Source organism: Nitrospira sp. Ecomares 2.1 (genome assembly GCF_965152585.1).
Genome location: NZ_OZ224219.1, coordinates 4,031,393 through 4,057,588 on the forward strand (window position 1 = coordinate 4,031,393; position 26,196 = coordinate 4,057,588).

Here is a 26,196-nt window from a genome sequence, read left to right on the forward strand (position 1 = left end):
AGGTCAGAGAGTGACTTCGAAATTCTTGAGTAACAAGGGGTAGGGGGGAGGTAATGTTTGAATTGAACAAAATATTCCTTCAAAAAACTTGTCTGGTTATCCTAAATCCCGTCAATGAAATTACCATCGAACTCACTCACATTCTTATGAGGTAATTTTCTGGGCGCCTACCCCCTACCTATTCTCCCCCCCGGAGACTCCTCCGGACAATATAAATGCCATGACATCCGCGCTTTCAGCTTCAAGCGGACGAACCTGCATTTTTGGAAAGACCAGCACATGCCCGGCAAAATTATAAGATTGCGGAAAATAAACGGCCACATGGTCAAGCAGGCCGAGAAATTCCAAATCCGTTCGAGTCACAAAACCCACCACCTCCGCATACCCACCCGGCGAAAGAGTCACGACCACAGGCTGATCGAAGCGACGCTTTTCCCCCATAAACGCCGCTATCAGGTCCTTGAGTGAAGTGTAGAGAATTTTGACGAAGGGCGCTTTGACCAACACCCGTTCCAACACATCCAACATTTTTTGCACAAACACGGTGGACGCATACCGGCCGGTCAAGGTGATTAAACCGACCGTGACCAGAAATCCCACACCCGGGATGGGAATATTCAGCCAGCCATCAATGGTTTGAAGCACCAACCACGCCACATACAATGTCGTCACAACCGGGACCAGGATTAAGAGACCTTCAAAAAAATTCCTGGCCAGATCGTTCACATTGATATTGTCCCAAAATTTGGGTCGTTGTAATTCCATATCAGTCTACCCCCATAAGAAAGTGATTACCCGCATGCCCAGCTCACAAGATTGAGACATTATGAAAACTCCCCATTCCTGGGAAAAATGATACATGGACAGACCGTCTCCCAGTTAAGGAAAGTACCCCACCGCCAAAAGTCACACAAACGTCGGACGGTGGTCAACATGGGGAATGGTGGGTGGTTACAGGGGACAGGGCAATGCAGTACAATCGCCTCAACACATTCTTAACAGGGAGAGCAGGCATGGCACAAAGCAGTTCCGGAACGACACCAGCAGCAACCGATTCCCAGGAAACAGAAATCCTATACGTCGTGATTCAAAGGGATGGCAAGCAGGTCAGTGCCAAATGGGGACTCCATCCAAATCTTAAAGAGGAGTTGAAACCCGAAGAATGGAAGGAGCTGACCGAAGTGATGGGAAAGGTCACCACACTCGTAGGAGGCCGTTTTTCACAAGTCTTAAACAAGGCCGAAGAAGAATCAGGAGGCACCGCGTAAGCGAGACCATCTGTCCTTTTGACTCGAGATCCGGAAGGTCACATTCCCCACGACCGGCTATATCCTGATTTTCTCAAACCCCTTCTTGCTCGTTTTCTCAGGACTCTTAGGGCAAGATTCACTCTCAGTGCCTCATATTGCACTTCTGCTGGCTGGCTCTCAACTATCCAAAGAGAAGAGCTAAGAGCAGCGGTGGCGCATCGGAACATTCCACTCGCTCTCTGTTTAGAAAAAGCTTGAAATGGATATGTCGGACAATGCCAGATAAATTCTGAGCGAGCAACAAATGAATTCACCTCAGATAGATATTGTCATCCTGAGGGAACCGAAGGATCTCGCACAGTCGTGGCACTTCAACCCGGGCACAGACCCTTGGCCATTGGATCAATATGACAGGCGAATTGACGTGCCCTGCAATCACAATTGGCCCATCCAAGGTCTGACCATGAAATTAAAATTTTTACCCTAGAGGTACCCATTTTCCCGAAACCAGGTAACGGCATCTTTAATTGCCCCTTGGGTGTCACTCTGCGGATAATCCAATTCTCGCCGAGCTTTTGAGCAATCGTAATGCTGCATGTGCGCCATCACTTCGACAAAAAAGGCAGGCACAAAGGGGGGCCGGCGTAAGAGAGAACGTGAAACCCACTCCCCGACTTTTGCTCCCCAACGGGCGAGAGCCAATGGAACCGGAAAGAAAGGAGGCGGCACTCCAATTTCCTGCGCAATGAGTTCATTCAAGTCCTTTTGTGTCGTATTCCAGTGACCTACGAGATAGCGTTCCCCGACACGACCGCGTTCTGCCGCCCGGATCATGGCCACGGCCACATCGCGCACATCAATAACATTCACCCGGCCGGGGATATATACCGGCATCCGCCCTTTCGCGACCATGAGAATATGAGTGCCGCTTGTCGGGCGCTGATCGTAAGGGCCGAAAAACTCCGTCGGGATTACCACCACTGCGGGAATACCATGGTGAACCGATTGCAGAATCTTCTCTTCCATGGCGGCCTTGGCCATGAGATACGGATTGTTCGTATATCGAGTTGAAAATTGACAAGTTTCATTGGCTGGATGGCCGACCGTTTTGGGAAATCCCACAGTCGTGAGCGTACTGGCGAAAACGAGTCGGTCCACTCTGGCCGCACGAACGGCTGCTAACACGAGTGCCGTTTCTTTCAGAGCCTGCCCCTTGGCCAGCTCAACCGGAATTGTCGCCGACGGATAATACCCGGCGGTATGATAGACCACATCCCTTCCTTCACAAGCCAGGCGCAAGGACTCTCCATCATTGAGGTCGCCCACCACACGTTCAATATTCAGCCCGTCAATGGTGAAGGTGTTGCTGGTGGATCTATGCAGCACACGAACCTGGTCCCCCCGCTCAAGTAGGGCGCGAACGACATTCGCTCCAAGTTGCCCGGTTCCACCAATAACCAACGATTTCATCTGAAACCTCCGTCGAGATATCGTGGAGAAAGCCTTCTTTCAGGACGGGTTGAACATTCCCTGTCCGGCTGGACAAATGGGATCTGGACACCGACACAGGTTTGCACGATTGCGGTAAAGATATACAGGGAACTGAATGATCCCTACTGCCCAAAACCCTGAATGGCGTTCCAGGCATCATTGCCTGGTAGACCAAAGGAAGAGGGAGCATCTGCGGTTCGAACCAACAAGAGCGTCATGGGAATCATATTGGAAAAATCCTGAAAGGTCCCGGTTAAGGTTCTCCCATCATCAGACATCGTGGTGGCAGATTGGCCCATCGTTCCCAATACGGTCCGATAGAATATGGCCAATTGATTACCTTGCAATTGGCCTTCGCCCTCCGCGGTCACCATGGTTCCCAATACACTGGTGGTCATCTCCCTCATGACCACTCGATCTCCAATTTGTTGCAGGACATAGGACACGGCCGGTTCATTGGGGTTTTTCCAGATACCCGTCACATCAACCACTTCTCCTTCCTGGAGGATCACATTCAACTCCCGACGTTCACCGGGGAGAAGGTCAACATTCATAAACCAAGGTCGATACTTTTTCTTTTTGACCGCCACCTCGTATGCATCGGGAGGTAATTGACTCACGACTAATGATCCCTGTGTGGTGTTTCCGACGAGTTCATCGTCAACAAATACCTCCGCATCCTGGGGAAGAGTGGTGACCACCAAAGTGGCCAACTTCTTTCCGTCAGAATCACCGGCATCTGGTTCGCTCCCTGATGAAATATTTTTGGGTTCAATCCTGACTTGACGGCTAAACCCCGGCCAATTATCAACCGTAAATTGAGCAATTTGAGACGGCTTGGCATTACCAAACTGCCGGATGATTTCCACAATGACCCCAATGACTTTTCCCTGGTAGAGCAATGGTCCTCCAGAGTTCCCTTCTTCAACCGCACCCGAAAATTTGAGAATGGGTCCGTCAAATCCAGACAGGGTCCCCCGGGTCACCGCCCATGGATTGCCTCCAACCTGGGGAAACCCGATCACACGCACGTCTTCGCCCCCATGCAATTGGCTCTGAGTATCCCACTCCAAAATCTGCACATCATCGGGGAGGTCTCCGCCCACTTTCAACAGGGCCAATCCTCTGGGATCTCCGCCTTCTTTATTGATCACCTCAGCGACCAACGGTTCTTCTTGATGAGAAAAAAACGTGACGGTGATCGACTGAGGGACTTCGGCCTCTCCCTCAATCACATGTGAGGCGGTCACAATAAACAGATGCTTTTTGCCCTGTCCGGCCACAAAGCCGGTTCCGATCTGTTGCCTGTTGGGGAATTGAGCCGTGATCTTGACCACACCCTTTTTCAGCTTGTCGATATCCACCTCGGAGAAGACCGGTGGGACCATACCCAACATGCCAATAAGAAAAAAAATCAGGAAACGGATGAATAGCATGGGCAAGTCCTATACTCTGTCATAAGGTTCACATACCCCCGTAATCTTGTCACAACAATCCTAAGAAACCAAGACCATTCACCCAGAACTCGTGCAATGGAATGAAGAAAGTTCGGCAGAAGTCATCATCTGTTTTTCCTCCCAAAATTTTCCTGAATCTGCCCTTCCATATAAACGCGATGATGATTTCATCTGTGATGAAACTTAATGTTCATCAACCCGGACAATCTTTTCTTCGTTCACTTTTTTTCATCCAGGAATGACACCTAAAATCCGATTATTTTCTTGACTGGTTCAAATAAAGGGCTATATCGAATTCGATCGAAGAGGGTGGGGCGAAGGTCCTGTGGATTACCGGCTGTCCCCGTTTTGACATAGCCGGCCTTCCCCTTCAGATCCACCATGAATGTATGGCTGACCGGGTCAATGCTGATGGACGTGATTTCAAATTGGTCCAGGTCATCTAGGGTCAGAAATGCATTCGTTCCAATCGGCACCGGAGTCATCCCTTGTGGACTCACATATTCTACGGTTCCAAAAAAGTCCTCTGGCGGTTTGCGTTCACCGGTACCAGGATCCTGCCAGGAAAAGTCTACAGATTGAATCGGCAACACTGAACCGGAAATGGGTTTCTTGGCTGTGGTTTCTTTTTCTTTCAACACCAGGACAAAGGCCTGGTCCTGTCCAAACAGTTCGATCGTTCCCGGCTTCTGTTCAAAAATGATTTGATAGGTCAGCTCCTGATCTTGGGGAAAGGGTATAGAGAGTCCCGGAGATGCCTTCATTCCTGTCTCAAGAAGTTGAACGGCATGAATCCTGGACATCACCACTCGCTGTCGCCCTTGCTTCGCTCGGATCGACCAGGTGAGGGCATTGTCATTGGAAACCTCCATACTCACCAGGGCCTCGTCGGTAAGCACGATCCCATCGAGTTGTCCCGCAGCCGCAGACTTATCCTCCGTGGTTTCGATCGTGATTTCCGAGGAGATGCTGGGCCTGTCCGCTGCAAATTGTACGGTCCGCCCATTGATCGGCAAATCCAGCCAGGCTTTCGGTGGATAACTATCCGACGTCATATCATAATCAGCGGGATCAGCGACGAGCAGCCTGTCCGGAGTGACGGAAAGCTTCCCGACGTTTTCAACCGTCAGGGAGTCAAAGGTTATGGCATCGGTCAGTCGCTTATTATCCAAACCGGGAGCCACCGTAAATTCAATACGAGCCGTCTCAACATGGACGGAAATCACCGGGGCCACTCGCACAAATGAACTGCCGATAAGCAGAAGGGCAAAAATACCGCCCACCATCGTCCTGATCCCCAAAAGGGCCACCAGCTTTCCCACCACGGACGCTTTTGTGGAAGAAGCCTCCGGGAATTCTACGGACTTCCCCTCTAATTTTGCTTTGATGACGCCGAGAAGAATCTCAAATTCTTTGGACCCGGACGACCCATCCCATCCAAGAAAACACAAGGCCTGAATACCTGTAAACGCTAATGGGATGGCATCGGCCTCCAACATGACCGGTACGACCTTTTCTTTATTCAAGGCTTCCCGAGCCTCGGCCCGCACCCATCGGGAATCTTTGGCGTGCCCCGTCCATAACACCACCACACATTTCGCGTCGGCCAATGCGTCTTCAATGGTTTTATCCCACTCGCTGCCCACTTGAATCTGGCGATCCCACCAAACCGAAATCCCCGACTGCTCCAAGCCCTCCGCCAATTGTTGGGCCACAGGTCGATCCTCACTGGCGTAACTGATGAACACATCTTTCATATCTGAAGAGGTACTCTCGTTATGGGGTCACAATGGGCTGATGATAGAAATGAATTTCTTTGGAAAGGGTTTGATTCGTCGAAAGCGAAAACCCGCTGATGTCCAGTTTATAGAGACCTGGCCCTGCTTCTTTGGCGTTCCAATGAATGGTAAAGGGGCGCCCGGCACGTTTTCTTCTGAACATTTGCGTCTCCACTTCTTGTCCTGTGGCTTCCCGGGTGATGGTCGCCATCAATCGCGCATCTTCACCGGTTTTCAAGGTAAAGAAATAGCCATCAATTTCAGATGGTGCATCCTTGTGGTAAAGCACCGCAGGCGCCACTCGCTCTATGCTGGAGGTCGTCTCGGCATCCAGGCGAACCAGGGCTCCCAATTCATAGAGATCAAGTTTGGGAGTTAGTTGTCTCAGGACAGGATCGGTCGGCCAGGCAAAGACATTCTGAAATCCCTTTTTCCAGACCCGGGCAGGTTCCACCTTATCCAACCAATAGTAGGTGCGATAATCCAGTTCGCGAACGGTCAGATACACCCCATGCTCATCATCTAGATAAAATTGAAGCTTCACCGCATTTGGAAAGTTGTCAGAGGAGACCGTTTCCTGATAGTCGGCCAAAACTGAAATCAATTCGATATTCAATCCCGAGACCGGCTTCGGTTTGACGCCTTCCTTCCAACTGCCCGATTGCTCCTGACGCCTTATTTGATACTCCAAATCCAGTTGAGCCCAGAGTAAGGATGGGACCGCTGCGAGGAAAACCAGAGTCAGGAATAGACCATACGCATATCGTTTTATCACAACGTTCTGCTCCGCCTCGCCAATGGGGTAAAATCTCATAATCTGAAGACGTTCGAGTGAGAAACCCGAATATCGATGTCGAGAAGTCTAACGCGGACGAGAAAACGAATCTAGAGGAACAAAGTATTCGGGCAACGGCCTAATGTTCTACACACATCGCCATTCAGGTAGTTTTGAAAGAGCCACGATTCAAAGAGAGATTCCGGGGAACAACTTGCGGGAATGCCGGGGGCAGCTTTAGTGATATTAGACATCCAGATCATTGGTGAACCCCTCAGATAACATGGAAGAAAAATTCAGGGAATTATTTCGATCAAGAACTGGCCGGAAGGGGTGTAATTGATAGAGAGATTATGATTGGAAAAGAATCGGAAAGCGAAGGTAGGCGTGTTTACCTCAGCAAGATCGTCTTGTCACTATGTACTCCCACCCAGTCCTCGCTTACTCAATCGACGCTCTCTTGCTACATGCGAGGCACCTTGTGAGCCCTCTTTCTCCCAATCCAGGTCTCTGAAAATTCGGCAGATGAACATCTTCCCGGCCATTGCTTCTTATCTCACACCCCCTTACCTCCGTCGTCGGATACAATATTCACACGTAATGTTTTCAATCCGGCGCTAAGCTGTTGACGAATGCTGGGAGGTGCCTGCGTGGCAACCATTAATTCAAAGTACCTGATGTGTTTGATGACGGAATCCATTTCTCTGGCCGACCCTCCCCGTCGTTTGGCTTCAAGATATCCATTACCAATTTCTTTCTGATCCTTTCCTGTCATACGCTGTGCATATAAGGCCTCAAGCAGTTTTTGATCCGGGGGCAGACTTATATCCCAGAAGGATTGTCTATTTTCTTTAAAATTCTTTGCATATGTGGCTAAATCAGCCAGTCCCTCTGTGATCGGATCAGGTCCTTTCTTTTTCCCTCGTTGTGGTTGCCGTCCTTTCGGCTGATCCCACGAGAGCACAATTTCAGCCGCGAGTCGGTTTTCCAAGGGATAATACGCATCGTTTCGCTTTACCGCTTTGCCAATAGTATAGGCTTCATCATAACAACGCTTCATCTCGAGTAGGGCTTTCCGTTGATCCGCCTTAGTGGTGAGCAACATGGCTTTCCCTTTATAGAGCTTCCCTTTGAGGGCATACCGTTCTTGGGTAGGTTGAATCGTAAGAAGGCCTGCGAGAATATTTTCCGCATCATCAAACAGGTCCTGGATAGGAAAATCTTTTTCTATGGGGTGGAGCGTTTGTGCTATGGGATCTCCCTGTCTTTCGACGCGATCGAGTGCCCATCGGACTTTCAAATTGGCTAACTGTTCCAGCGACTCTACCGTCGCATCGGCCGGTTGCAGGGTTCTTCCTCGATCATAGAATCGGACCGCCTCCGCAAAGAGGCCCAATTCCCCATAAGCCACCCCCAGGGCAGCACACATAGCCGCGGAATCCGTCCACCCTTGACCGACACCGGCAGTCAATTCCTGCAATCGGCGTCTCAACCGGGCTTCATCTTTCGGCTCGGCTGTTTTGGCTTCTTGAACCAGATTATACAATTCCTCTCGCAATTCGACGGGAGCCACCATCCGGCGCTCCCTACCTATGCTTTTCGCTCCGATGTGTAACGAAAAATCCGGATCCCCATAACATTGATACGCACCCCACGTATTGGAACCCCCCTGGCGAAGAAAAATCTCCTCACGTGCCAGCCGCACCGCATCGCCGAATGTTCGATTTTGAAACATCTCTTCATAGAATTTCTTTGCAAAGGTTTTAGCGGCAAGGTCATCCACCGCCCAACCGGCTGCCACCACCGCCCGCACACCCATGCGAATCAGTTGCGTCCCCAGATTGGAGGCGAGTTGATGAAACGGAATGTTTGATTGTTCAGCACTGCCTTTGGTTTGTCCCAGATGGCAGCAATTCAAAAACACCAATTCGGGCACATACCGCATTTGATTGATTTCGGCCGGTGTCAAAAATAGACCTTCCCCGAGAACCATCCCCGTGACCGTCTTGGGTTTCGTACCAGGGTCCCTTTGGGAGCCTGGAATTCCGAGCTTGGCGAGCTCTTCTTCTATTGGAAATTCAAAAACGCCATGCGCCGCGCAATGCACAATACGATAGGGTTGTTGATACAACGCCGTCAGAATCGCATCCGGTGTCGCGTCTCCCTCCACGAGTTCCACCACCTCACGGTACTCCTGATGCCGAATGAGTTGCGCCACTTCCCGAGCTTCCCTCGCGGCACCCGGCAAGGGAGAAAATTTCCCTGAGGGTTCGTGACTGGTGGGATCACCAATGACCAACGCATTGAGGGCTGTCCCATGGAGGACCTTTTCCCGGAATTGCGGAACCGCCATTTGCCGGACCATCCCGGCCTCCACAGCCAGAGGACGCGAGTTGGGATCAAACCGATTGTGCAATAATTCCCAAGGATAAGCGGCAGACTTTTCGTCCAGTACCAGCACCATACTTCGACGGTCCGGAGCATATTCCTTCATCCGATTCGGAATGATCAGTTCAAACAAGGTGCTGGATAATTCCAGATCATTCTGCGTGGTGGCCATAGCCCGTTCCAAAAACCGTTCAATAAGTTTTCGTTGTGCCGGCTGCAAATAGGTTTCGGCCCGCGCACGATTGGTGAGGGCTTCAAATTTCAAGGAGCCGTCCTCCTGGATGGCAATGCGCAATCGTTGCCACCAGCCCGCATCTTCATCAAATGAGGCACGGCGACGCCCCTCAACTCCCTCGACCATTACTTCATGGATATTGAAATGTTCCCGAAAGTCTCGTGACCGTCCAAGTTCCAATAGCGATTTTGTGGCTTGAATGGCCAGATCTTGATACAACTCGAGTATCTCGACTGTCTCGATGGAGCCCGTGAGGCGGTCATCATCGGCGGTCTGCCCTTCAGATTCAGGCGTCTCCGTCCGTTCCAGCTTGTCCAAACGCCGATTCGCCTGAAGAATTCCGCGAAGAAGGGATTGGAGAGAATCAATCAGGGACAGTCCACCCGCACCCGTCCCGATCAGCAACATGGTCAGAGGGATGTTCAGTCGTGGACCACACGAACCATCCACCGCCGTGGCACTGCGACGTTTCCGCTCAACCTCGATACATTTGAGCGCATAGTTGACGACCGCATCGGCCATCGTGCTCGTTAACCCTCCGGGGGTTAAACCCCCAACCATGCCCAACCCCACGACGATGGCCCCTGGATGCGTTCTTTCCTGATCACAATCCCCATCGGTTAGCACCACGGCAGAAGTATTAAGTTTATCCGGATAGAGACCCAGGCACTGTCGTTCACGCAATCGACCATTGAGTTGCCGGTCAAGATAGGCCTCGGCACTAACAATCGTGTCTCCTTCATAATGCCCCACCGCCACAGGAGACGAGGCGCGCGACAAATTGCCATGGACCATGGTCACGCTAATTTTCCGGGTAGGCTGGCGTTTCTTTTTGATGCGAGCCGAGCCCAGGGCGGACGCAATGAGATCCTCCTCGTTGGGATACATTTCGAGCCGAACCTCGGGGAGCTCAAAGGGGACAACGGACACCCCCCGACGAACGAGAGGCACTTGGGACAACTTCGTGGTGACCCCGGCATTCAATAAATCAAGCAGGGCATCAAAGGCTTCCGGAGCATTGGCCAGGTCACCATGCTCACTGTCCATATAATACGTCTGGTGCTTAAGGGCTTCAGGAATACCGGTATCCCAGGGAACCCGACCATCCCCAAAGGGGGTCGCATCAATCCGTATTCGCCGTTCGGCTGAGGCCGAGAGATCAATGGAGACATCACACGGTGTCGCATCCGCACGCCCCGCGACATAGATCATCCGTTGAGAGTCAATCGGGCTGTCCTGAAGAAGTCGCTGAACCTTGAAGGCATCAGCCAGTTGTGCGGCATCAGGCACCGGCCACTCAATACCAGCAGTTTTTGAGGTCGCCACTTTCGCCCCGAATAGCCCTCGCACTCGATCCCGGTCATGCTCCAGGAGGGACCGCCAGGTTTCCACTTGATACACATCAAGAGTGCCGGTATGCGGGAGAAGCTGCAACACTCCATCAAATCTGGAAATAATTCTCAAAAGAGTCGTTTGGGAATTCGTAATATCCAGAAGGTCTAACATTCGCACCAGTGGATCACGCCCCATGAGCATGCCGGTGATGGCATGCGACCCCATATTGGGTGTGCCCAACATGATGAACCGGGCACCGGGATGCCGGCACATGCGATCCCACACCTTCTTTCCCTCTTCCGTCGCCATCATGACTCGCACCACCAATCCGCCCATGGAGTGCGCGACAATCCGCACCGGTTGTCCCACAGCTTCCTGAACTTTGACCGTTTCCTCTAAATCCTTACGAAACCGGTCAGCAAGTTCGATCAGCGATTTTCGCCAATCATAGGCAAAGGGTTTAACCGTATGTGAATTGGCCAAATACTTGATGAGGTCCTTATAGCCACTCCCGATCGGTTGATCAGCCTCCACATTCTTCGCGGTATACTTCAGTTTTTTCAGGCCGCCAAAAGCTAAATCCAACTTATCTAACCAGACACGATCGTTTCCCACCTTGAGTTGACTGCCCATGGTGCCGGGCAGGACATAGACAACAGGCTGTGGGGATCCCACAGCACGTTTGCGGTAATCATCTTCGGTCACTTCGGAAGGTTCACGCTCCAGTCGGTGAAATAGAGAATGAGGCGCATCCTTGGTGAGAGCTTGCATCAGCCGATTTGCCGTGTCCGGATTGCGAAAATAATGGAAATGATCCACCTCCTTTCCGGTGTCGATCCAATACTGCACCTCCCCTGTCCGCTCTGTCCCACCGAACATCGCCGGGGTATTCACCACCAGATCATGATCTTCACGATAGAATAAATCCGTCACGAAGGTTTTGAGCCGCCCCAGCACCCCTTCTCCGGCCACATCCCCGCCTAAAATATGCAGATCCGCCATTGACCGGATTCCCGGGCGATTGAGAATGCGAACCAACGGGGAGGTCGGCATCTGCGCTTCCAACCCCGGCAACTCTTCCGGTTTGGTCCGGTTTTTCACCACGCCCAGCAGGAATGCGGAGAGACCTTCCAGCACCGGATTGCCCTTCAGCCCCGGGATGGCCTCAACCACGTTCAGGATAATCGACAGATACCGATCCAGCCGGCCACTGGCCAACGTAGTTCCGCGAGCTGGACACCCAACCCGAACAAACCGTTCAATGATCAATTGCTTTTGTTGGAGCAGATGACCGAGTTGCTCCAACTGCTTCAGATCGTCCTTTCGATCCGGTTGCGCAAAGACCTGGAAATCATCCTGATCAAAGGGAAATCGGCCTTCCATGATGCTGCGACAGAGCAATTCCCCCACGAGTCCGCCACGGGAATGCGAGACCAGGTGCAGACGAGCCCCTTCGGGAAAATATCCGGCAAGGTCCAACGCGTTTTGAATGGGATTCTGAGAAAGCGTTCGATGTTGAAAGGCCAGCACACGTTTGGGGTAATGGCCAAGAAGTTGCACCATGCGGGCATTGGCGCCCCCCTCCCAGAGTCCGCCGAAACTGCCTTCGGTCGAAGAGGCGGTTCCATGAATGAAGACCAGCCACGGTGTATCTGTCTTTTCCTTTGCCAGGGATTTGATCCGTGTGTAATCAGACGATTCTTTTCCTTCCCACCGATAGAGTCCAGGACCAGGTTTCATCACACCTTCGACCTTGTCCTTAATCAAGTCTGTGGTCGCACCGACAGGGTCCAGGCCAAACACTTTGAACCCTTTAATCACCCAATTGCCGACGATGCCCCGACTGGGAGTCCCTAGAGGCAACGCAAGGGGAAGCTCGACCACGTCACCGGTAGACCCTCGGCTGGGAGTCAATCCAAAATCCCTTTCCAGATCATCGGCACGCACCCACAATTTAATCCCCTGATCCAATTCCAGTTGGATGAGATCGTCTGAACTCAGATCATCAATTTCCAGAGGGGGTTGGCCCGCGCGAGCCCCTTGGACCCTGGCACTGTGTTTAAGAGTGACCAGGTCCTTCAAATTGCCAGGGAAATCGGGAGTTGCGGATTTCAGGTAGAGGGGCTCACGTTGCCCATGAACACGAAGACGTTTCATTGGTTATTCCTCATACAGTACTGGTGATATACCCACCGATTCTCCCCGGCGGAACAAACGCTTCCTAAAATATATCGACGATGACTACTGTGTGTTTCATTCAATTGCCAGTCAAAAGAAAACGGAATCCCATTACAGCAAATCCACCGAATAATTCCTACCCTTTGCTATGGCATCTCTTCCACCGAATTTGTTTCTTCGTAGGGGCGTTCCCGTGAAACGTCGTCTTCACCGCACGTCGGGTGGCCATCCACGACACATCTTCTGTAGATTTGGGAGGTGATGTCGCCGGTCGTCTGGCCATTCATGCTGCACATCCCACCGGGGCGTCTCTACATCGGACAGGGTGGTCCGAGATCAATTGAGAAGGGTTCGGTGCCCTCTCTCGTCACAACGTGGGGGTGACCCATCGACTTCTATTGAGAGAGAGACATTGGTGTCATGATTAATTGGAACTGATTCCGGCCAATGACTTGTCGGAATGACGACAATTGAGAGGGGCAACTTTGGCAGGCGATGCACTCTACCTTTTTCGTAGGGGTCCCTACCATGCCGGCTCCACAGCATCAGGTAAAGTCATTAATGATTATAAGCAACAAAAATGGTTATTTCTTTGTCGCGACGTTCCGATGGAACGTCCTTTTCAATGCACGTCATTCGACAATCAAGGATAGACGTATCGCCCGATGTCTCTACCGGTCAGGGCTTTTTGGTCAGGTGAGCCAACTGTTCCTGCTCCCAACCGCCGCCTACGGCTTTGAATAGATCCACCATAGCCGTGAGACGTGCCCGCTCGGTTTGGACCACTCCCAATTCTGCATCGAGCACGATGCGCTGAGCATCTATGACGTCGATATAGCTGACCAATCCCTTTCGATACCGGATGTCCGCCAGCTCCAGCGATTCCCGGGCGGCTACCACATGTTGATATTGACTGACTAGTTGCTCTTTGCGCGTTTGCAGGGCAACCAGCACATCAGCCACTTCCCTGAACGCATTCAGAATGGTTTGCTGGTAGTCTTCTAACATTTGTTGATACCGGTTTTCCGCCACCTCTAATCTGGCCAAATTGGTATAGCCTTCAAAGATCGGAAGGGTAACCGAAGGACCGATCGCCATGTTGCGGCTGCCCCATTTGAACCATTGATCGAATTCGCTGGTGAGAAATCCTCCGTTTCCCGTGATGGCCACGCTGGGGAAAAAGTAGGCGCGCGCTTCTCCAATTCGAGCATTGGCGGCTTTTAAGGTTTCCTCCTTTTCCAAAATATCCGGGCGCCGTTGCAAGAGATCTGAAGGCAGACCAACAGGGATCGTTGGTTGTGCCATCACGGACCGAAGGGGTTTGGAGGACAACACCAGCGTCCCAGGATTGGCCCCGGTCAACACTTCGAGTTGATGCAGTTGCACAGCCCGTTGACGACGAAACTCGGGAATTTGCGAGGCCGTTTGAGCCACAAGGGTTTCCTCTCGTTTCACATCCAGGTCCGATACCAGACCGGCCTGCGCACGGCTCCGGATGATCGACAGTGAGTCTTGTTGAAGGGCCAGGTTCCGTTCGGCAATTTCCACTTGTTCATCGAGTTCACGAAGCCGAAAATAGGCATCTCCCACCTCACCCACCAGGCTCAATAACAAACCGCGGCGATTCATTTCGCTCCCCAACGCTTCTGCGGTAAAGGCCTCCTTTCCGCGGCGAATGCGACCCCATAAATCCAGTTCCCATCGAAGATCGATGTCCGCACGCCAAATATCAAAATCAGCTCCGGGCGGCGCGAACCCTTCAGGTGCCCCTCCTGTGGGACCGACCAAAATGCTTTCCGATCGACGAATCCGGCTATAAGATCCATTCAACGACACATTGGGATAAAGCCCGGCTCCTGACCCATAGGCAATCGCACGAGCCTCCAGCACCCGAAACGCAGCTTGTCGCAGATCGTGGTTCCGATCCAAAGCCTGTTCAATCAATCCATTCAATTCATCGTTGGCGAACATTCGCCACCACTCGGCCTCCGGCACTTGGCCGACCGTGATGGGAAGCAGAGAAGATGAGCCTTCCAGGGTCATTCTGTTCCAGTCTTCCGGGACATTGAGGTCCGGCTGCTGATAGTCCGGCCCCACCAGACATCCCGGCAGACAAAGAATCACAAGCATCATGGGTACATGTTTCTTGGCGATCATGCGTTTCCCCTTATTGAGTCTCACCTGCCTTCGACAACGGACGGGAGACATCAGATTGCTGAGCCCCTTTCCCCCATTGGCTTTGGTCCTGTCCTGAGACCTGAACAGCAGAGCGTTCAATATAGACATCGACTTGTTGGCCAACATAGACCGGGAACGAGGGCCTTTCAAATCCATAAATTATCTGGAGCACCCTGGTGTCGACCCGCTCGCGATTGTCGCCAGTGAGGGAACGTTTGGGCACAATGTACGGCTCAATCCGATCAAAGGTGAGAGAAATGGACTTATCCGTAAACCCTTTGAGATAGGCCACAGCCGGGCTTCCCGGCACCACCAAAGGCGCGTTGACCTCATCGATATCGGCCCGCACCTGTAGGGTCTCCGTATTTCCCAATAAGATGAGCGGCTCTATGGGATTCACCGTGGCATATTCACCAGCCCGAACGTTGACCTGAAGAATCGTCCCCGCACGTGGTGCCCGGACGGTGAGACGATTCAACAACGCTTGGACTTCATCGCGTTCCGTTCGGGCCAAATGGAGATCAGCCCTTGCCCGAACCAACGCCCGCTTGGCTCCTTCCGTCTCATGCCATTTTCGCTTCACATCATCTTCACTGACCGCCCGACGGTCTGTGACCGACTGAAGCCGCTTCAATTGGTCATGGAGATCCCGAAACCGGATCTCCTGCTCCGCGATCCGCGCCGCCGCAGACGGGAGCGAATCAGTCTTGGTTTCCAATTGTGCCCGCAACTCCCGATCATCCAACTGAAACAACGGATCTCCCTGCTCAACATGATCCGCCACCGTGACAAACACCTCCGTCACAAGACCGGAGACCGGAGGCGCGATCCGGACATTTTCATTCACCGCTTCAATAATGCCTGCCGCAGCCACGGTGACCGGATACGGATTCTGAGGAGGAGATTCCATCGGTGGAGGCGGAGCCACTTTCTTATTAGCGCCCCACAACGTCGCAATCGTCAAAATAATGCCCCCCACCGCGATCCAAAAGCTCAGACGTCGCAGTACCATTTAAACGGGTGTCTCCTGCCCTTCTTGGATCTGGTTCACTCGTCCATCTTCCATGTGGACAATGCGATCGCCAAATTCAAAAATCCGGGTATCGTGCGTCACGATAATCACCCCCCGATCATGCTGTTTCCCGATATCATGTAATTGCTGGACAATGCGGTGTCCCGTCTCTCCATCCAGGTTCGCCGTCGGTTCGTCACACAGCAATAACTGAGGATCACTCACCAAGGCTCGGGCAATCGCCACTCGCTGCTGCTCCCCTCCCGACAGTCGGGTTGGCAATGCCGCCAAGCGCGCCCCCATGCCCATGCTCCCAAGGACCATCTCTGCCTGAGCCAGGGCATCGTGTTTGGCTACTCCGCGAATCAATAACGGGACAGCCGCATTTTCGACCGCCGTGAGGGTGGGTAATAGATGGTATTGCTGGAAAATAAATCCGAGATGATCCAAGCGAAATTTCGTTTTTTCAGACGCGGACAATTCCAGAATGGATTCGCCTAAGATTCTCACCTCTCCCTCATCGCTTTCTAAAATGCCGGCAATCACCGATAAGAGCGTCGTTTTTCCGCTACCCGAAGGCCCCACCAGCAACAACACTTCCCCACGAGCGACATTTAGATCCACTCCCTTTAGGACAGAGATCCGGCTCTCTCCTTCCCCAAACGATTTCACCACCCCTCTGGCCTGCACTAGCCAGTGAGCCGAATCATGATTGAGAGTTGGAGACGGATTCCCTCTCACGACGCTACCCCCGAAACACAATCGCCGGTTCAAGTTTGGCCAACTTTCGAATGCTAATCACACTCGAAACCGTACAAATCAACAGGAGCGCGACGCCCACTCCGACAAGAAGAGGCCATGTTTCTTTAAAGGGAAGCCGCCCACCACCTGCCGCAGTCAATCCAAACAACGTGGCCAATCCCACACCGACTCCATATCCAATGGACCCGACGGTAAAACTTTGCAGAAGAATCATGCGCGCCAGGATACCCGTGCTGGCTCCTATCGCTTTTAGTGCGCCGAACTGCGGCAGGTTTTCAACCGTAAACAGGTAAAAGGTTTGTCCGGAAATCGCCATCCCCACAATAAACCCTAATAGGACGGTGGTACCAAAATTCACGCCAATACCGGTGTTTTGTAGAATCCATCGAATGGTTTTCCATCCAAACTGGTCTTCGGTAAATGCGCCTAATCCGGTTTGCTCATGAATACGCCTGGCTAATTCCTCGGGACCGACTCCACTCACCGGACTGGCAAGGACATACGACAACTTCCGCCGTTCTTCGGGTGTCACACTCAAGGCTCGCTCGTAGGTGGTGTAAACGAAGGGAAAGTTTTGAAAACTTTTTTGAGTCTGCACGATTGCCACGACCCTGACACGGTGATCATTGATTTCAAACGTGGTGCCGAGATGAATGTTCTCGGGCCCACCTAATCGTTCCACGCCTAATTGATCGATCGCGACCGCGTCAGGAGAGCGTAGTTCTTCAATCTTGCCATCCAATACCTTACCGGGTCGGCCGATTAAGGTACTGGATTCAATTCCGACTAAAGCAATTTGTTCATAGTTCCCATCCCGCAGCCTCGCACGCTGAACGCCCTTATAGAGAGGAACTGCCCATTCCACCCCGGAAACACTTCGAACCAGGTTCACCGTCGTATCAGCCAGCGGTTTAATCTCTTCGACTTGATTGATATTGGAATCGGTAACCCACACAGGGGCATTCACATTGGTGATGCCCGATTGCGACCAGGTCATCAACCCCCAGAAAATGGATCCCTGCTGAACAATGAGCATCGTGGAAAATGTGAGCCCTGCCAGCAACATGAGGTATTTGGGGCGATCGCCAAACAACATTTTCAGTGCAACGTAATTCATATTTTCCGTGCCGTCCGCTTCCGGGGTTTTTTTATTTGGCCTGACAAGCGGGCGGCTCCTTCCGGTGAAGGAATTTTGAGTCCGTTCATCATGATGTTCACAAAGGTTCGGGAAATGTCTTCGGCTGTCTGAGGGAGTTGAGCCTGAAATAGGACCGTCAACAACCGATGATAAATCAGCATGCCCATAAAGGCGCGTGCAGCAATAAGGGGCTGAACCGGTTGAAAGGCCCCATCGTCTATGCGCTGTTGAATGTAGCCGGCCAAAAAATCATAAAACACTCGGATGTGATTGTGGAAAAACATATCCGACATCTCATGGTTTTCCAGTGCGCTAAACAAAATCAGCCGCATCAAATCGGAATCCGGAGCCCCTCCGACCACCGTCCGGGCAATCACGGAAAACACCTCAACATCCTTTTGTTCCCCAGCAAGACTTTTCACTCTGGAGAGTAATCCCGGCACGGGAGATTCCTCTGCAAGAATGGCCGCATACAAATCTTCTTTACTGGGAAAATGTTTAAAAATAAGGGCTTCGCTTACTCCTGCCCTCTGGGCAATCTCCCGGGTCTTTGTCCCGCTAAAGCCTTTTTTGGCAAATAAGGAGGCCGCCGATTGAATGATTTTGGCCTTCCGGACCGGACCGGATATTCGTTTCGGTGATGATCGCATTTGGGGGCTTCCTAATTAGTAAGTATTTACTTACAATTTTAAAATTTCCCCAGAAAGCTGTCAAGGAATCCAGGAAATCTAAATCATTTGCAATTTTTTCGGGAAGGGTGGAAAATTCGTAAAGCTTACATGGCCAATTCTGACTCATCACAATCATCAATACTCAGGATGTTCTGCGATGATCAGATGGACACCACGGAGATTCACCTCGCATTATGAGCACGAGAGTTGATCACCAACATAGGTGCAGGTTTTCAATTTCGCTCATGAAAGGCTTTTTAATTACCTCCCGCATAACAACACGGGTAAGTCCTGCCAATCAATTTGACTCAACGAAAAAGATGCGTATCTTGTTGGGGAGAACAAGTATAATGTTGCTATATTCCTGAAGAACGGTAAGGACCAAAATGGATACTCCCCCAGAACCCGAGAATACACTCATCGTTTCCCTCCCGCTCGTCCCTGTCAAACGAACGGTCTTGTTCCCCGATACCCTTGTTCCCTTCACGATTGGCCGACCCCGCTCGATCGCGGCGGTGGAAGCCGCGATGAATTCGGAAGACAAAGCCCTGGTGTTCGCCACTCAGCGTGACTCTGAAAAGGAAGAACCCGGGTTCGATGACCTGTATCGCATTGGCACAAAGGCCGTCATCAAGCAAATGGGGAAAACTCCGGACGGCCATCTCCAGGTTCTCGCACAGGGCATCGAACGCGTCGTCCTACTCAAGCAGGAACAAGCCGAACCCCATATGATCGTTCGGTCCCGGCAACTGGCTCTCTCTCTTGAATCCGACCTGGAACTGGAAGCCTTGCATCGTGAACTGGTGGAACTCATTGGCCAATTACCGGAATTATTGACGACCCAAGGCGTAGTGGAATTGGTGGCGGTGCTTCGAGCGGAAAAAAATCCCCTTTCGGTGGCCTACCGGCTCGTGTCCCTCCTCAACCTCAATGTGGAACGATTACAGGGACTTCTGGAGCAATCTGATGCCAAGGAGGTGCTTCGTCAGGTATACGGCGCATTGGCACATGAACTCCATATCCTCAAAATTCGCCATGAAATCGCGAGCCAGGCCCAAGCGGAAATTGGAAAATCCCAACGGGAGTACTTCCTACGACAACAGTTAAAAGAAATTCAACAAGAACTCGGAGACTTGGAGTCCCAACCTGAAGATGGGGAAGTGGGAGAATTAAAAGCCCGTATCGAGAAGGCTGATCTTCCTGAGATCGTAAAAACCGAAGCCACCAGAGAATTGAAGCGCCTGGTCAAGCTGCCTCCCGCCTCTCCGGATCATCAAGTCATTCGCAGCTATTTGGAGTTGGTCCTAGAATTACCCTGGAACACCCTCACAGAAGATCACCTGGATTTGACTCACGTTCGAACCATATTAGATGAGGATCATTACGGCATTCAGGATGTCAAAGAACGCATCCTTGAGCACCTGGCTGTGTTGAAGTTGAATCCGTCTGCGAAAGCTCCCATCCTGTGTTTGGTGGGACCTCCGGGAGTGGGGAAAACCAGTTTGGGGCAATCCATTGCCCGCGCCCTGGAAAGAAAGTTTGAACGCCTGAGTTTAGGGGGCCTCCATGATGAAGCCGAATTGCGTGGACATCGCCGGACCTATGTCGGGGCCATGCCCGGCCGTCTAATTCAAGCTCTCCGACGTGCCGGAGCAAAAAACCCAATCCTGATGCTGGACGAGGTCGATAAGGTCGGACAGGATTTTCGAGGAGATCCCGCCTCAGCCTTGTTAGAAATTCTTGACCCGGAGCAGAATCATACCTTCAGGGACAATTACTTAGATTTGCCCTTTGATCTCTCTAAGGTGATGTTCATTACCACGGCCAATTCCCTGGACACGATCTCCCGTCCTCTTTTGGATCGCATGGAGATCATACGCTTGGGTGGCTACAGTCATCAGGAAAAACTTGAAATTGCCAATCGCTATTTGTGGCCTCGCCGGTTAAAGGAGGCCGGGTTGGAGTCCAAACCTCTGACGTTAGAGGAACAGGTGATTCCCCATATCATTAAACGGTATACCCGTGAAGCCGGCGTTCGCCAATTGGAACAGATGTTGGGACGGCTCACTCGTAAAGTGGCTTTGAAGCTGGCAGAACATCCGCCGGACCAGCCGGAAGAATCTCTCACAATTATCCAAAGTGACCTTCCGGAATGGTTAGGGATCGAACGATTTATGCCTGAGGAAGCCAGAAAAACATTGCCCCTGGGGGTAGCCACGGGAATGGCCTGGACAGAAACCGGCGGGGATGTCCTCTATGTGGAAAGTGCCCTTCTCCCGGGAGGGAGCGACCTCACCATTACGGGCCACATTGGCGATGTGATGCAGGAATCAGCCCAAGCGGCTCGAAGCTATCTCTGGTCGCGCGCCGAATCACTAGGCCTGGACATCGCCGTGTTCAAACAAAGCGGGATGCATATTCATGTACCGGAAGGTGCCATTCCCAAAGATGGACCATCTGCCGGTGTGACTATGGCCAGTGCTCTGGCTTCACTCCTGCTGAAAATCCCGGTTAGGAACGATACGGCGATGACCGGAGAAATTGGGTTGACGGGATTGGTCCTGCCTGTGGGCGGGATTAAAGAAAAGATTCTGGCCGCACATAGGGTCGGGTTGCGCCGCATTGTCCTTCCTAGAGCTAACGAAAAGGATCTGAAAGATGTGCCTGACGCTGTGCGATCTGAGTTGTCCGTCATATTCGTGGAATCGATTGAAGAGGCCTTAGATGCTGTCCTGCTGGAGGCGCCGGACATTCGTGGGAGACAAAAGAACCCTCCGCCCACCCATCCTGCAGGGAGTGAACAGAAAACCGTCATGGGCAGTCGCTAACTAAGCTTTCAGGGATGCTCTTCTCTCCAACCTTGATTCTTCCCTCATTCTGGAAATGACGCGACGAGACTACTCCCCACCTGTGAGGAAAGAGGATATCCGTTGCATGGTAAAGGTCCCCCCAGGTTCAAGGGGGTTGTGATCCTGGCCAATGCGAGTGTACCACCAACGGCCCCGTGCGACCGGGGAATCATCTAACCACTTCAGCTCAAACCCTCCCTCTCGATCGTTACCGGCTTGCATCCATTTGCCCTTCCACACCCCATCCTTCAGTTCATGGGTTTCAAACCAGCCATCCTCCCAATCATAATGTCCTTTCCCCGCCTCATTTAACGTAATGGTATTGGACCCGGTATCGTCTGCATAGGCCCATATTCCGGCAAGTTCTTGAAGTTGTCGAGGTGGATGAAAGGGTTCCAGACGAGAACGCACTTCATCTTGAGGAGTCTGATGTGAGAGACCAGCACAACCCAACACCCCAACAATATTTATGACGACCATGATCATTTTGACTATACTTTTCTGCATGAATCCTTCCTTGACTCCCCACGAGAATTAAGTTGGGAAATTATGTTTAGGATTGTATCAAATAAGACCGATAGAGCCAGATACGTGAAACCCTGTATCTCCAGAGACCACCACTGATGAGCCCGATCAAAAAGGTGGCGTCTGAGCGATGGAACTGACGCCCGCTTTGTTCTGTACAAATTGCGGGAGGGTCAGAAATGGCGGAGAGACCTGTTCGCATTGTGGGGTCGCGCGTCATTCACCACTACAGGAATCCGTGAATAACTCCAATGAACCACCACTCGCCACAGACCGTTCCTTGACCCCATCAGAATCTCAGGGCCCGTTGTTCCCTAATAGGGCTGGCCCATTGACTGAACATGGCTCAGATTTAGCATATTTAGGTTTTGCGCAGAGAAAACCGACCGAGCCCCTTCGCGCAATTCCCCCTTTGGACATAGACAACGAGTCGGACGATTCCGATTTGTTTCCCGTCCACCACCCCATTTTTTGGGGGCGTGGGCGAACCCTCTTTGGCATTTTCATTGTCAATACCTTTTTCACATTACTGACTCTTGGCCTGTATTCTTTTTGGGGGAGAGTGCGTATTCGCCAATTTTTGAGCAGCCAAACCAGTTTTGCTCACACTCGCTTTTCCTATCATGGAACTCCGCAAGAATTATTAAAGGGCTGGTCAAAAGCATTTTTAGTTTTTGGTCTTCCCTATGCTTTTCTGAGTCTCGTTCCCCTCATATGGGACCAGATTCCAATCTGGATTCCCAATGCCCTTGCAGCAACCATGGCCCTGTGTTTCATTCCTGTCGCTGTGGTCGGATCGCATCGTTATCGCTTGAGTCGAACTTCTCTGGGAACAATTCGTTTCTCCTTCCGGGGGCACGTGAAAGCCTATATGAAAATATGGATCCTGGGAACGGTACTGACCTTGTTGACTGCCGGCATCTATTATCCGTTTTTCGAAAATGCCAGACGGAAATTTCTCGTCACTCACACCTACTTTGGCAATCGCCCATTCACCTATTTCGGAACGGGAAGCGGACTCTTGAAAATCTATGCGAAAGCCCTTGCCCTCAGCATACTGATTGTGATCACACTCATCGGGACCAGCGCAGGACCCGAAGGCCTGTCAGTCTTCGCCCAATGGCCATCCGGTGGTTGGCGAGACCTCTTGTTCAATTCCATCTTCATCACCGGGATTCTCACACTGCTGCTACCGTGGTTTTATCTGCAGGTTGCCAAACAACGGTACCAATGGAATCATTCAGATTTTGGAGATGCGCATTTTCAATTTTCTGCCTCCACCTGGAATTTAGTGGAGTTGCGGATGACGAACTTCTTCATGCTCATTCTTACCTTTGGATTAGCCTGGCCTTGGGTCCAGGTCAGAAATCTTCAATTTTTGTATTATCATCTCACCCTTCAAGGCCCTTTAGATTTTCAACGGATCGAACAGGAAGCCTTGGATGCTTCGCCCACCGGAGAAGAGCTTGCGGGATATTTTGACGCTGGTTTCGATCTGGGCTAATTTGGCCTTTGTGCGTGTCAGTGTTGGACCTTCCCGACATTCACCTCTCACCATCCATCGACAAATTATGAATCCCTTAGGCTGAACCACCTCGATCATGGCATACCCCACAGAATGGAAAGGGTCTTATTATGACGGACAATCGGCAGTTCCCCAGCATGTCACCATCTCCGTGACAGCTGTCGGCCTAAGTCTTCACTTTGCTGACCACACACACACGACATGGAACTACCATGAACTTCGCCAAACCCAGGGGCGCTACTCCGGAGAAGAAGTACGATTCGAGCGAGGGACAGGAATTGGCGAAACCCTGGTCATCCCCGGCCCCAATATTCTGCTGGCGATTCATGAGCATGGCGGATCGGACACCAAGCATTTCCATCATCCCCACACGCGAGGTACACGCGTGTACTGGACAGTGCTTGCCGCACTCGCCAGCATCCCCATCGTGTATGGCATCTTTATCTGGGGGATTCCCTTATTGGCTCAGCCAATCACCGCCGCCATTCCGATTTCCTGGGAAATTCAGTTGGGACAATATGTTCAACAGGAAGTCACAGCCGGAAAACCGGTTTGCCAGAATCCGAAACTGATCCACGCGGTCGAATCAATATTGACGGCCCTGACCGATTCCATCGACCGCCCCCCCTATCGATTTCAGGTGACCGTGGTGGATAGCCCCGTCGTCAACGCCATGGCGGCTCCGGGCGGGTATGTCCTGGTCTTTCGTGGTCTTCTGCAGGACACCGGTTCTCCAGAAGAATTCGCGGGAGTCCTGGCTCATGAAATTCAACACGTTCTGCTTCGACACACCATGCACCTTATCGTCAGGCATGTATCGATGGCTTTCGTCATCGCCGCGCTCAGCGGGGATGCCAGCGGCATAGTGGCCTATGCACTCCAAGCCGCCCAAACGCTTCAAACCCTGTCCTATAGCCGTGACGCCGAAAACCAGGCCGATGAACAGGGATTCCAATTATTACAGCAGTCGAAGATTAATCCCGAGGGGATGATCACCTTTTTCGCCAAACTTGGAAAAGAACAACCTGGGAACGACGTCTTTCGCTATCTTTCGACTCATCCGGAGACCCAAGACCGGCTAGCCCACCTGAAGTCTTTGCTGCCACCAGGCTCCATGACCTATCGAACCTTCCCGTTTCAATCTGAGTGGTCTGACATCACCACATACTGCAAGTGACCCCCTAAAGGCATTTTCCGAACCCGGTTTGCCTCCTGGCGCAAACGCCCTTGACGGGAGGTTCAACTCACCTTTTTAATACCTAGCCCATTGCTCTCCAGCCCTGGAGCCTTCATAATCATTTCAATCGAGACATACCGGAATGTATGGTGTCTTTGTTTGTACCGCGACTCCAAATACACCTATACCCCGTCTGTCTAGTCGGAGGGTATTATCATCAACACACAACAAGGGGTGGGTCACATGGGAACCGAAATAACACGCTATGCCATTGGGGATCACGGGAAGCTACACAAATTTACCGGAAAGAATGTGCCGGCCGGCACCGAGGCGCTGGTGGAAGAAGACGGAACAAACTTAACGGCGAAGGGGAAAACCTATACCGCTCGGTTTTCGGATATTCTTCCGAACGTGGAAATTATTCGCGTGCAATTCGACCAATACAGTTCGAATGCCATAGGTGATGCCATGGAAGCCCATGATAAAACCCTAGAAAAGATTCCTGAAATGCTTGAAAATACAAAGATCATATCAGAAAAACTCAGGCATGATTGGATGGCCCAGGACAAAGCCTATCAGGATACAGAAAAAGCCAAAAAAGTACCGCCGGCTGCAGCAAAAGTCACAGCCCCTGCGAAAGAAGCGATTGCGGCAACCTAATCAATCCCTCCCTAATTACAGAACATTCCAGGACTAAAAATGGCGCCGTTCGCTTCAGGGTCATCATCATTGTTCCCCCTCTGCCCCAAAAAGCAGAGGGGGAAAACGCTTCAATATTTCTCAATACTCAAACTAAAGAATTCCGAAAAAGGACCGGCTTAAGCCGGTTACGACCTGCAGGACCTTGCTATCAAGGCTGAGGAAGAGCGGGTAAAATTCATGGGGCTAACCATCAAGATTTGCTTCACCTTGATCAAATAAACGGACTACTTTTTTCGAAACGTAATATGATCTTTATACTCTTGAATCGCGGCGCCCAACGCCTTCGACCCTAATGGGATATTGGCCTCCAGCGCATCTTCAATGCCTTGATCGTCAATTATCACTTCATAGCATTCGTGTTGATTGGTGAGCACCATGCCCTTCTCCGTTTGCCGGGGCATATAGATTTCCGTCCACACTTCCTTTTCCACCAAACACACATCCCGAAACCGTTCATACAAAAGCTGCAACCGTTCTTGATCAGAAATTACGAGCGGATTACTTTCCATTACTATACATCTCCCTTTACATCGTCAACAGTGCTTCCTTTTCTACTCCCCTCTCATCAAACTCGTCAAGTGGGTCGCAAGCTATTTTCCGAAAACGGATACCCAGGGGTCGCGGTTAAGAAACCAGAGATAAAAAAACGTGCCCAGCCAGCCATGATAGAGCCCCAGCGGCCAAAGGTTTCCATCACGGATATAGAACGGGATAAAAAAGCAGGCCATAAGGCCGGTGGCCAGCATCAGCCACCAATCGGGGAAATGAAC

The 26,196-nt window shown here is 51.5% G+C and carries 18 protein-coding genes; 5 read left to right on the plus strand and 13 right to left on the minus strand.

The annotated features are described in order from the left end of the window. Positions 1-174: 174 nt before the first annotated feature. A complete protein-coding gene (locus tag ACWHYD_RS17855; protein WP_447963367.1) occupies positions 175-765 on the minus strand; it encodes a DUF502 domain-containing protein in 591 nt (196 codons plus the stop codon). A gap of 248 nt (positions 766-1,013) precedes the next feature. On the opposite strand from ACWHYD_RS17855, the gene ACWHYD_RS17860 reads away from it, so the two are divergent. Then, positions 1,014-1,268 carry a hypothetical protein gene (locus tag ACWHYD_RS17860; protein WP_447963368.1) on the plus strand — a complete coding sequence of 85 codons (255 nt, stop codon included), beginning with the start codon at positions 1,014-1,016 and terminating at the stop codon, positions 1,266-1,268. A gap of 465 nt (positions 1,269-1,733) precedes the next feature. Here the strand turns inward: ACWHYD_RS17860 and ACWHYD_RS17865 are convergent, their stop codons facing one another. The 10 genes from ACWHYD_RS17865 to ACWHYD_RS17910 all read right to left on the minus strand — a co-directional run bounded on the left by ACWHYD_RS17865 (position 1,734) and on the right by ACWHYD_RS17910 (position 18,627). Beyond that, entirely contained in the window at positions 1,734-2,720 is a 987-nt protein-coding gene (locus tag ACWHYD_RS17865; protein ID WP_447963369.1) for an NAD-dependent epimerase/dehydratase family protein, read from the minus strand. Positions 2,721-2,863: 143 nt separating this feature from the next. After that, positions 2,864-4,177 (minus strand): trypsin-like peptidase domain-containing protein, encoded by a 1,314-nt coding sequence (locus tag ACWHYD_RS17870; RefSeq protein WP_447963370.1) that lies wholly within the window; start codon positions 4,175-4,177, stop codon positions 2,864-2,866. 266 nt (positions 4,178-4,443) lie between these two features. Then, positions 4,444-5,955, minus strand: coding sequence for a toll/interleukin-1 receptor domain-containing protein (locus tag ACWHYD_RS17875; protein WP_447963371.1), 1,512 nt, complete (start codon positions 5,953-5,955; stop codon positions 4,444-4,446). A gap of 19 nt (positions 5,956-5,974) precedes the next feature. Next, positions 5,975-6,751, minus strand: coding sequence for a hypothetical protein (locus tag ACWHYD_RS17880; protein WP_447963372.1), 777 nt, complete (start codon positions 6,749-6,751; stop codon positions 5,975-5,977). 556 nt (positions 6,752-7,307) lie between these two features. Continuing rightward, a complete protein-coding gene (locus ACWHYD_RS17885; RefSeq protein ID WP_447963373.1) occupies positions 7,308-12,866 on the minus strand; it encodes a CHAT domain-containing protein in 5,559 nt (1,852 codons plus the stop codon). Positions 12,867-13,565: 699 nt separating this feature from the next. Beyond that, positions 13,566-15,044 (minus strand): efflux transporter outer membrane subunit, encoded by a 1,479-nt coding sequence (locus tag ACWHYD_RS17890; protein ID WP_447963374.1) that lies wholly within the window; start codon positions 15,042-15,044, stop codon positions 13,566-13,568. 10 nt (positions 15,045-15,054) lie between these two features. Continuing rightward, a complete protein-coding gene (locus tag ACWHYD_RS17895) occupies positions 15,055-16,077 on the minus strand; it encodes an efflux RND transporter periplasmic adaptor subunit (RefSeq protein ID WP_447963375.1) in 1,023 nt (340 codons plus the stop codon). Beyond that, positions 16,078-16,818 carry an ABC transporter ATP-binding protein gene (locus ACWHYD_RS17900; protein WP_447963376.1) on the minus strand — a complete coding sequence of 247 codons (741 nt, stop codon included), beginning with the start codon at positions 16,816-16,818 and terminating at the stop codon, positions 16,078-16,080. It lies immediately after the preceding gene. A 4-nt stretch (positions 16,819-16,822) separates the two neighbouring features. Then, positions 16,823-17,956, minus strand: a complete 1,134-nt coding sequence (locus ACWHYD_RS17905) for an ABC transporter permease (protein WP_447963377.1) — start codon at positions 17,954-17,956, stop codon at positions 16,823-16,825. Beyond that, a complete protein-coding gene (locus ACWHYD_RS17910) occupies positions 17,953-18,627 on the minus strand; it encodes a TetR/AcrR family transcriptional regulator (protein ID WP_447963378.1) in 675 nt (224 codons plus the stop codon). Before ACWHYD_RS17910 ends, ACWHYD_RS17905 begins: the two co-directional genes overlap by 4 nt. 407 nt (positions 18,628-19,034) lie before the next feature. On the opposite strand from ACWHYD_RS17910, the gene lon reads away from it, so the two are divergent. Next, entirely contained in the window at positions 19,035-21,476 is a 2,442-nt protein-coding gene (gene lon / locus ACWHYD_RS17915) for an endopeptidase La (RefSeq protein ID WP_447963379.1), read from the plus strand. A 69-nt stretch (positions 21,477-21,545) separates the two neighbouring features. Here lon and ACWHYD_RS17920 read toward each other — a convergent pair whose 3' ends face one another. Beyond that, on the minus strand, positions 21,546-22,004 hold the full coding sequence (locus ACWHYD_RS17920) for a hypothetical protein (RefSeq protein WP_447963380.1): 459 nt from the start codon (positions 22,002-22,004) through the stop codon (positions 21,546-21,548). Positions 22,005-22,152: 148 nt separating this feature from the next. Between ACWHYD_RS17920 and ACWHYD_RS17925 the strand changes: the two genes are divergently transcribed. The 3 genes from ACWHYD_RS17925 (at position 22,153) to ACWHYD_RS17935 (ending at position 25,384) form a co-directional block, all read left to right on the plus strand. Beyond that, entirely contained in the window at positions 22,153-23,526 is a 1,374-nt protein-coding gene (locus tag ACWHYD_RS17925; RefSeq protein ID WP_447963381.1) for a YjgN family protein, read from the plus strand. A 97-nt stretch (positions 23,527-23,623) separates the two neighbouring features. Beyond that, the gene (locus ACWHYD_RS17930) at positions 23,624-24,724 is read left to right on the plus strand and encodes a M48 family metallopeptidase (RefSeq protein ID WP_447963382.1); all 1,101 of its coding nucleotides are present in this window, start codon (positions 23,624-23,626) and stop codon (positions 24,722-24,724) included. A gap of 243 nt (positions 24,725-24,967) precedes the next feature. Then, positions 24,968-25,384, plus strand: coding sequence for a hypothetical protein (locus ACWHYD_RS17935; protein ID WP_447963383.1), 417 nt, complete (start codon positions 24,968-24,970; stop codon positions 25,382-25,384). 266 nt (positions 25,385-25,650) lie between these two features. On the opposite strand, the gene ACWHYD_RS17940 is transcribed toward ACWHYD_RS17935, so the two are convergent. After that, a complete protein-coding gene (locus ACWHYD_RS17940; protein WP_447963384.1) occupies positions 25,651-25,935 on the minus strand; it encodes a hypothetical protein in 285 nt (94 codons plus the stop codon). Positions 25,936-26,196 lie beyond the last annotated feature (261 nt).

Bases quoted from the DNA above. Each gene is read 5' to 3' on its own strand.
- ACWHYD_RS17885 (WP_447963373.1), bottom strand. From the start codon at position 12,866: ATGAAACGTCTTCGTGTTCATGGGCAACGTGAGCCCCTCTACCTGAAA.
- ACWHYD_RS17910 (WP_447963378.1), bottom strand. From the start codon at position 18,627: ATGCGATCATCACCGAAACGAATATCCGGTCCGGTCCGGAAGGCCAAA.
- ACWHYD_RS17870 (WP_447963370.1), bottom strand. From the start codon at position 4,177: ATGCTATTCATCCGTTTCCTGATTTTTTTTCTTATTGGCATGTTGGGT.
- ACWHYD_RS17875 (WP_447963371.1), bottom strand. From the start codon at position 5,955: ATGAAAGATGTGTTCATCAGTTACGCCAGTGAGGATCGACCTGTGGCC.
- ACWHYD_RS17940 (WP_447963384.1), bottom strand. From the start codon at position 25,935: ATGGAAAGTAATCCGCTCGTAATTTCTGATCAAGAACGGTTGCAGCTT.
- ACWHYD_RS17855 (WP_447963367.1), bottom strand. From the start codon at position 765: ATGGAATTACAACGACCCAAATTTTGGGACAATATCAATGTGAACGAT.
- ACWHYD_RS17920 (WP_447963380.1), bottom strand. From the start codon at position 22,004: ATGCAGAAAAGTATAGTCAAAATGATCATGGTCGTCATAAATATTGTT.
- ACWHYD_RS17930 (WP_447963382.1), top strand. From the start codon at position 23,624: ATGGCATACCCCACAGAATGGAAAGGGTCTTATTATGACGGACAATCG.
- ACWHYD_RS17865 (WP_447963369.1), bottom strand. From the start codon at position 2,720: ATGAAATCGTTGGTTATTGGTGGAACCGGGCAACTTGGAGCGAATGTC.
- ACWHYD_RS17860 (WP_447963368.1), top strand. From the start codon at position 1,014: ATGGCACAAAGCAGTTCCGGAACGACACCAGCAGCAACCGATTCCCAG.
- ACWHYD_RS17905 (WP_447963377.1), bottom strand. From the start codon at position 17,956: ATGAATTACGTTGCACTGAAAATGTTGTTTGGCGATCGCCCCAAATAC.
- ACWHYD_RS17935 (WP_447963383.1), top strand. From the start codon at position 24,968: ATGGGAACCGAAATAACACGCTATGCCATTGGGGATCACGGGAAGCTA.
- lon (WP_447963379.1), top strand. From the start codon at position 19,035: ATGGATACTCCCCCAGAACCCGAGAATACACTCATCGTTTCCCTCCCG.
- ACWHYD_RS17895 (WP_447963375.1), bottom strand. From the start codon at position 16,077: ATGGTACTGCGACGTCTGAGCTTTTGGATCGCGGTGGGGGGCATTATT.
- ACWHYD_RS17925 (WP_447963381.1), top strand. From the start codon at position 22,153: ATGGAACTGACGCCCGCTTTGTTCTGTACAAATTGCGGGAGGGTCAGA.
- ACWHYD_RS17890 (WP_447963374.1), bottom strand. From the start codon at position 15,044: ATGATCGCCAAGAAACATGTACCCATGATGCTTGTGATTCTTTGTCTG.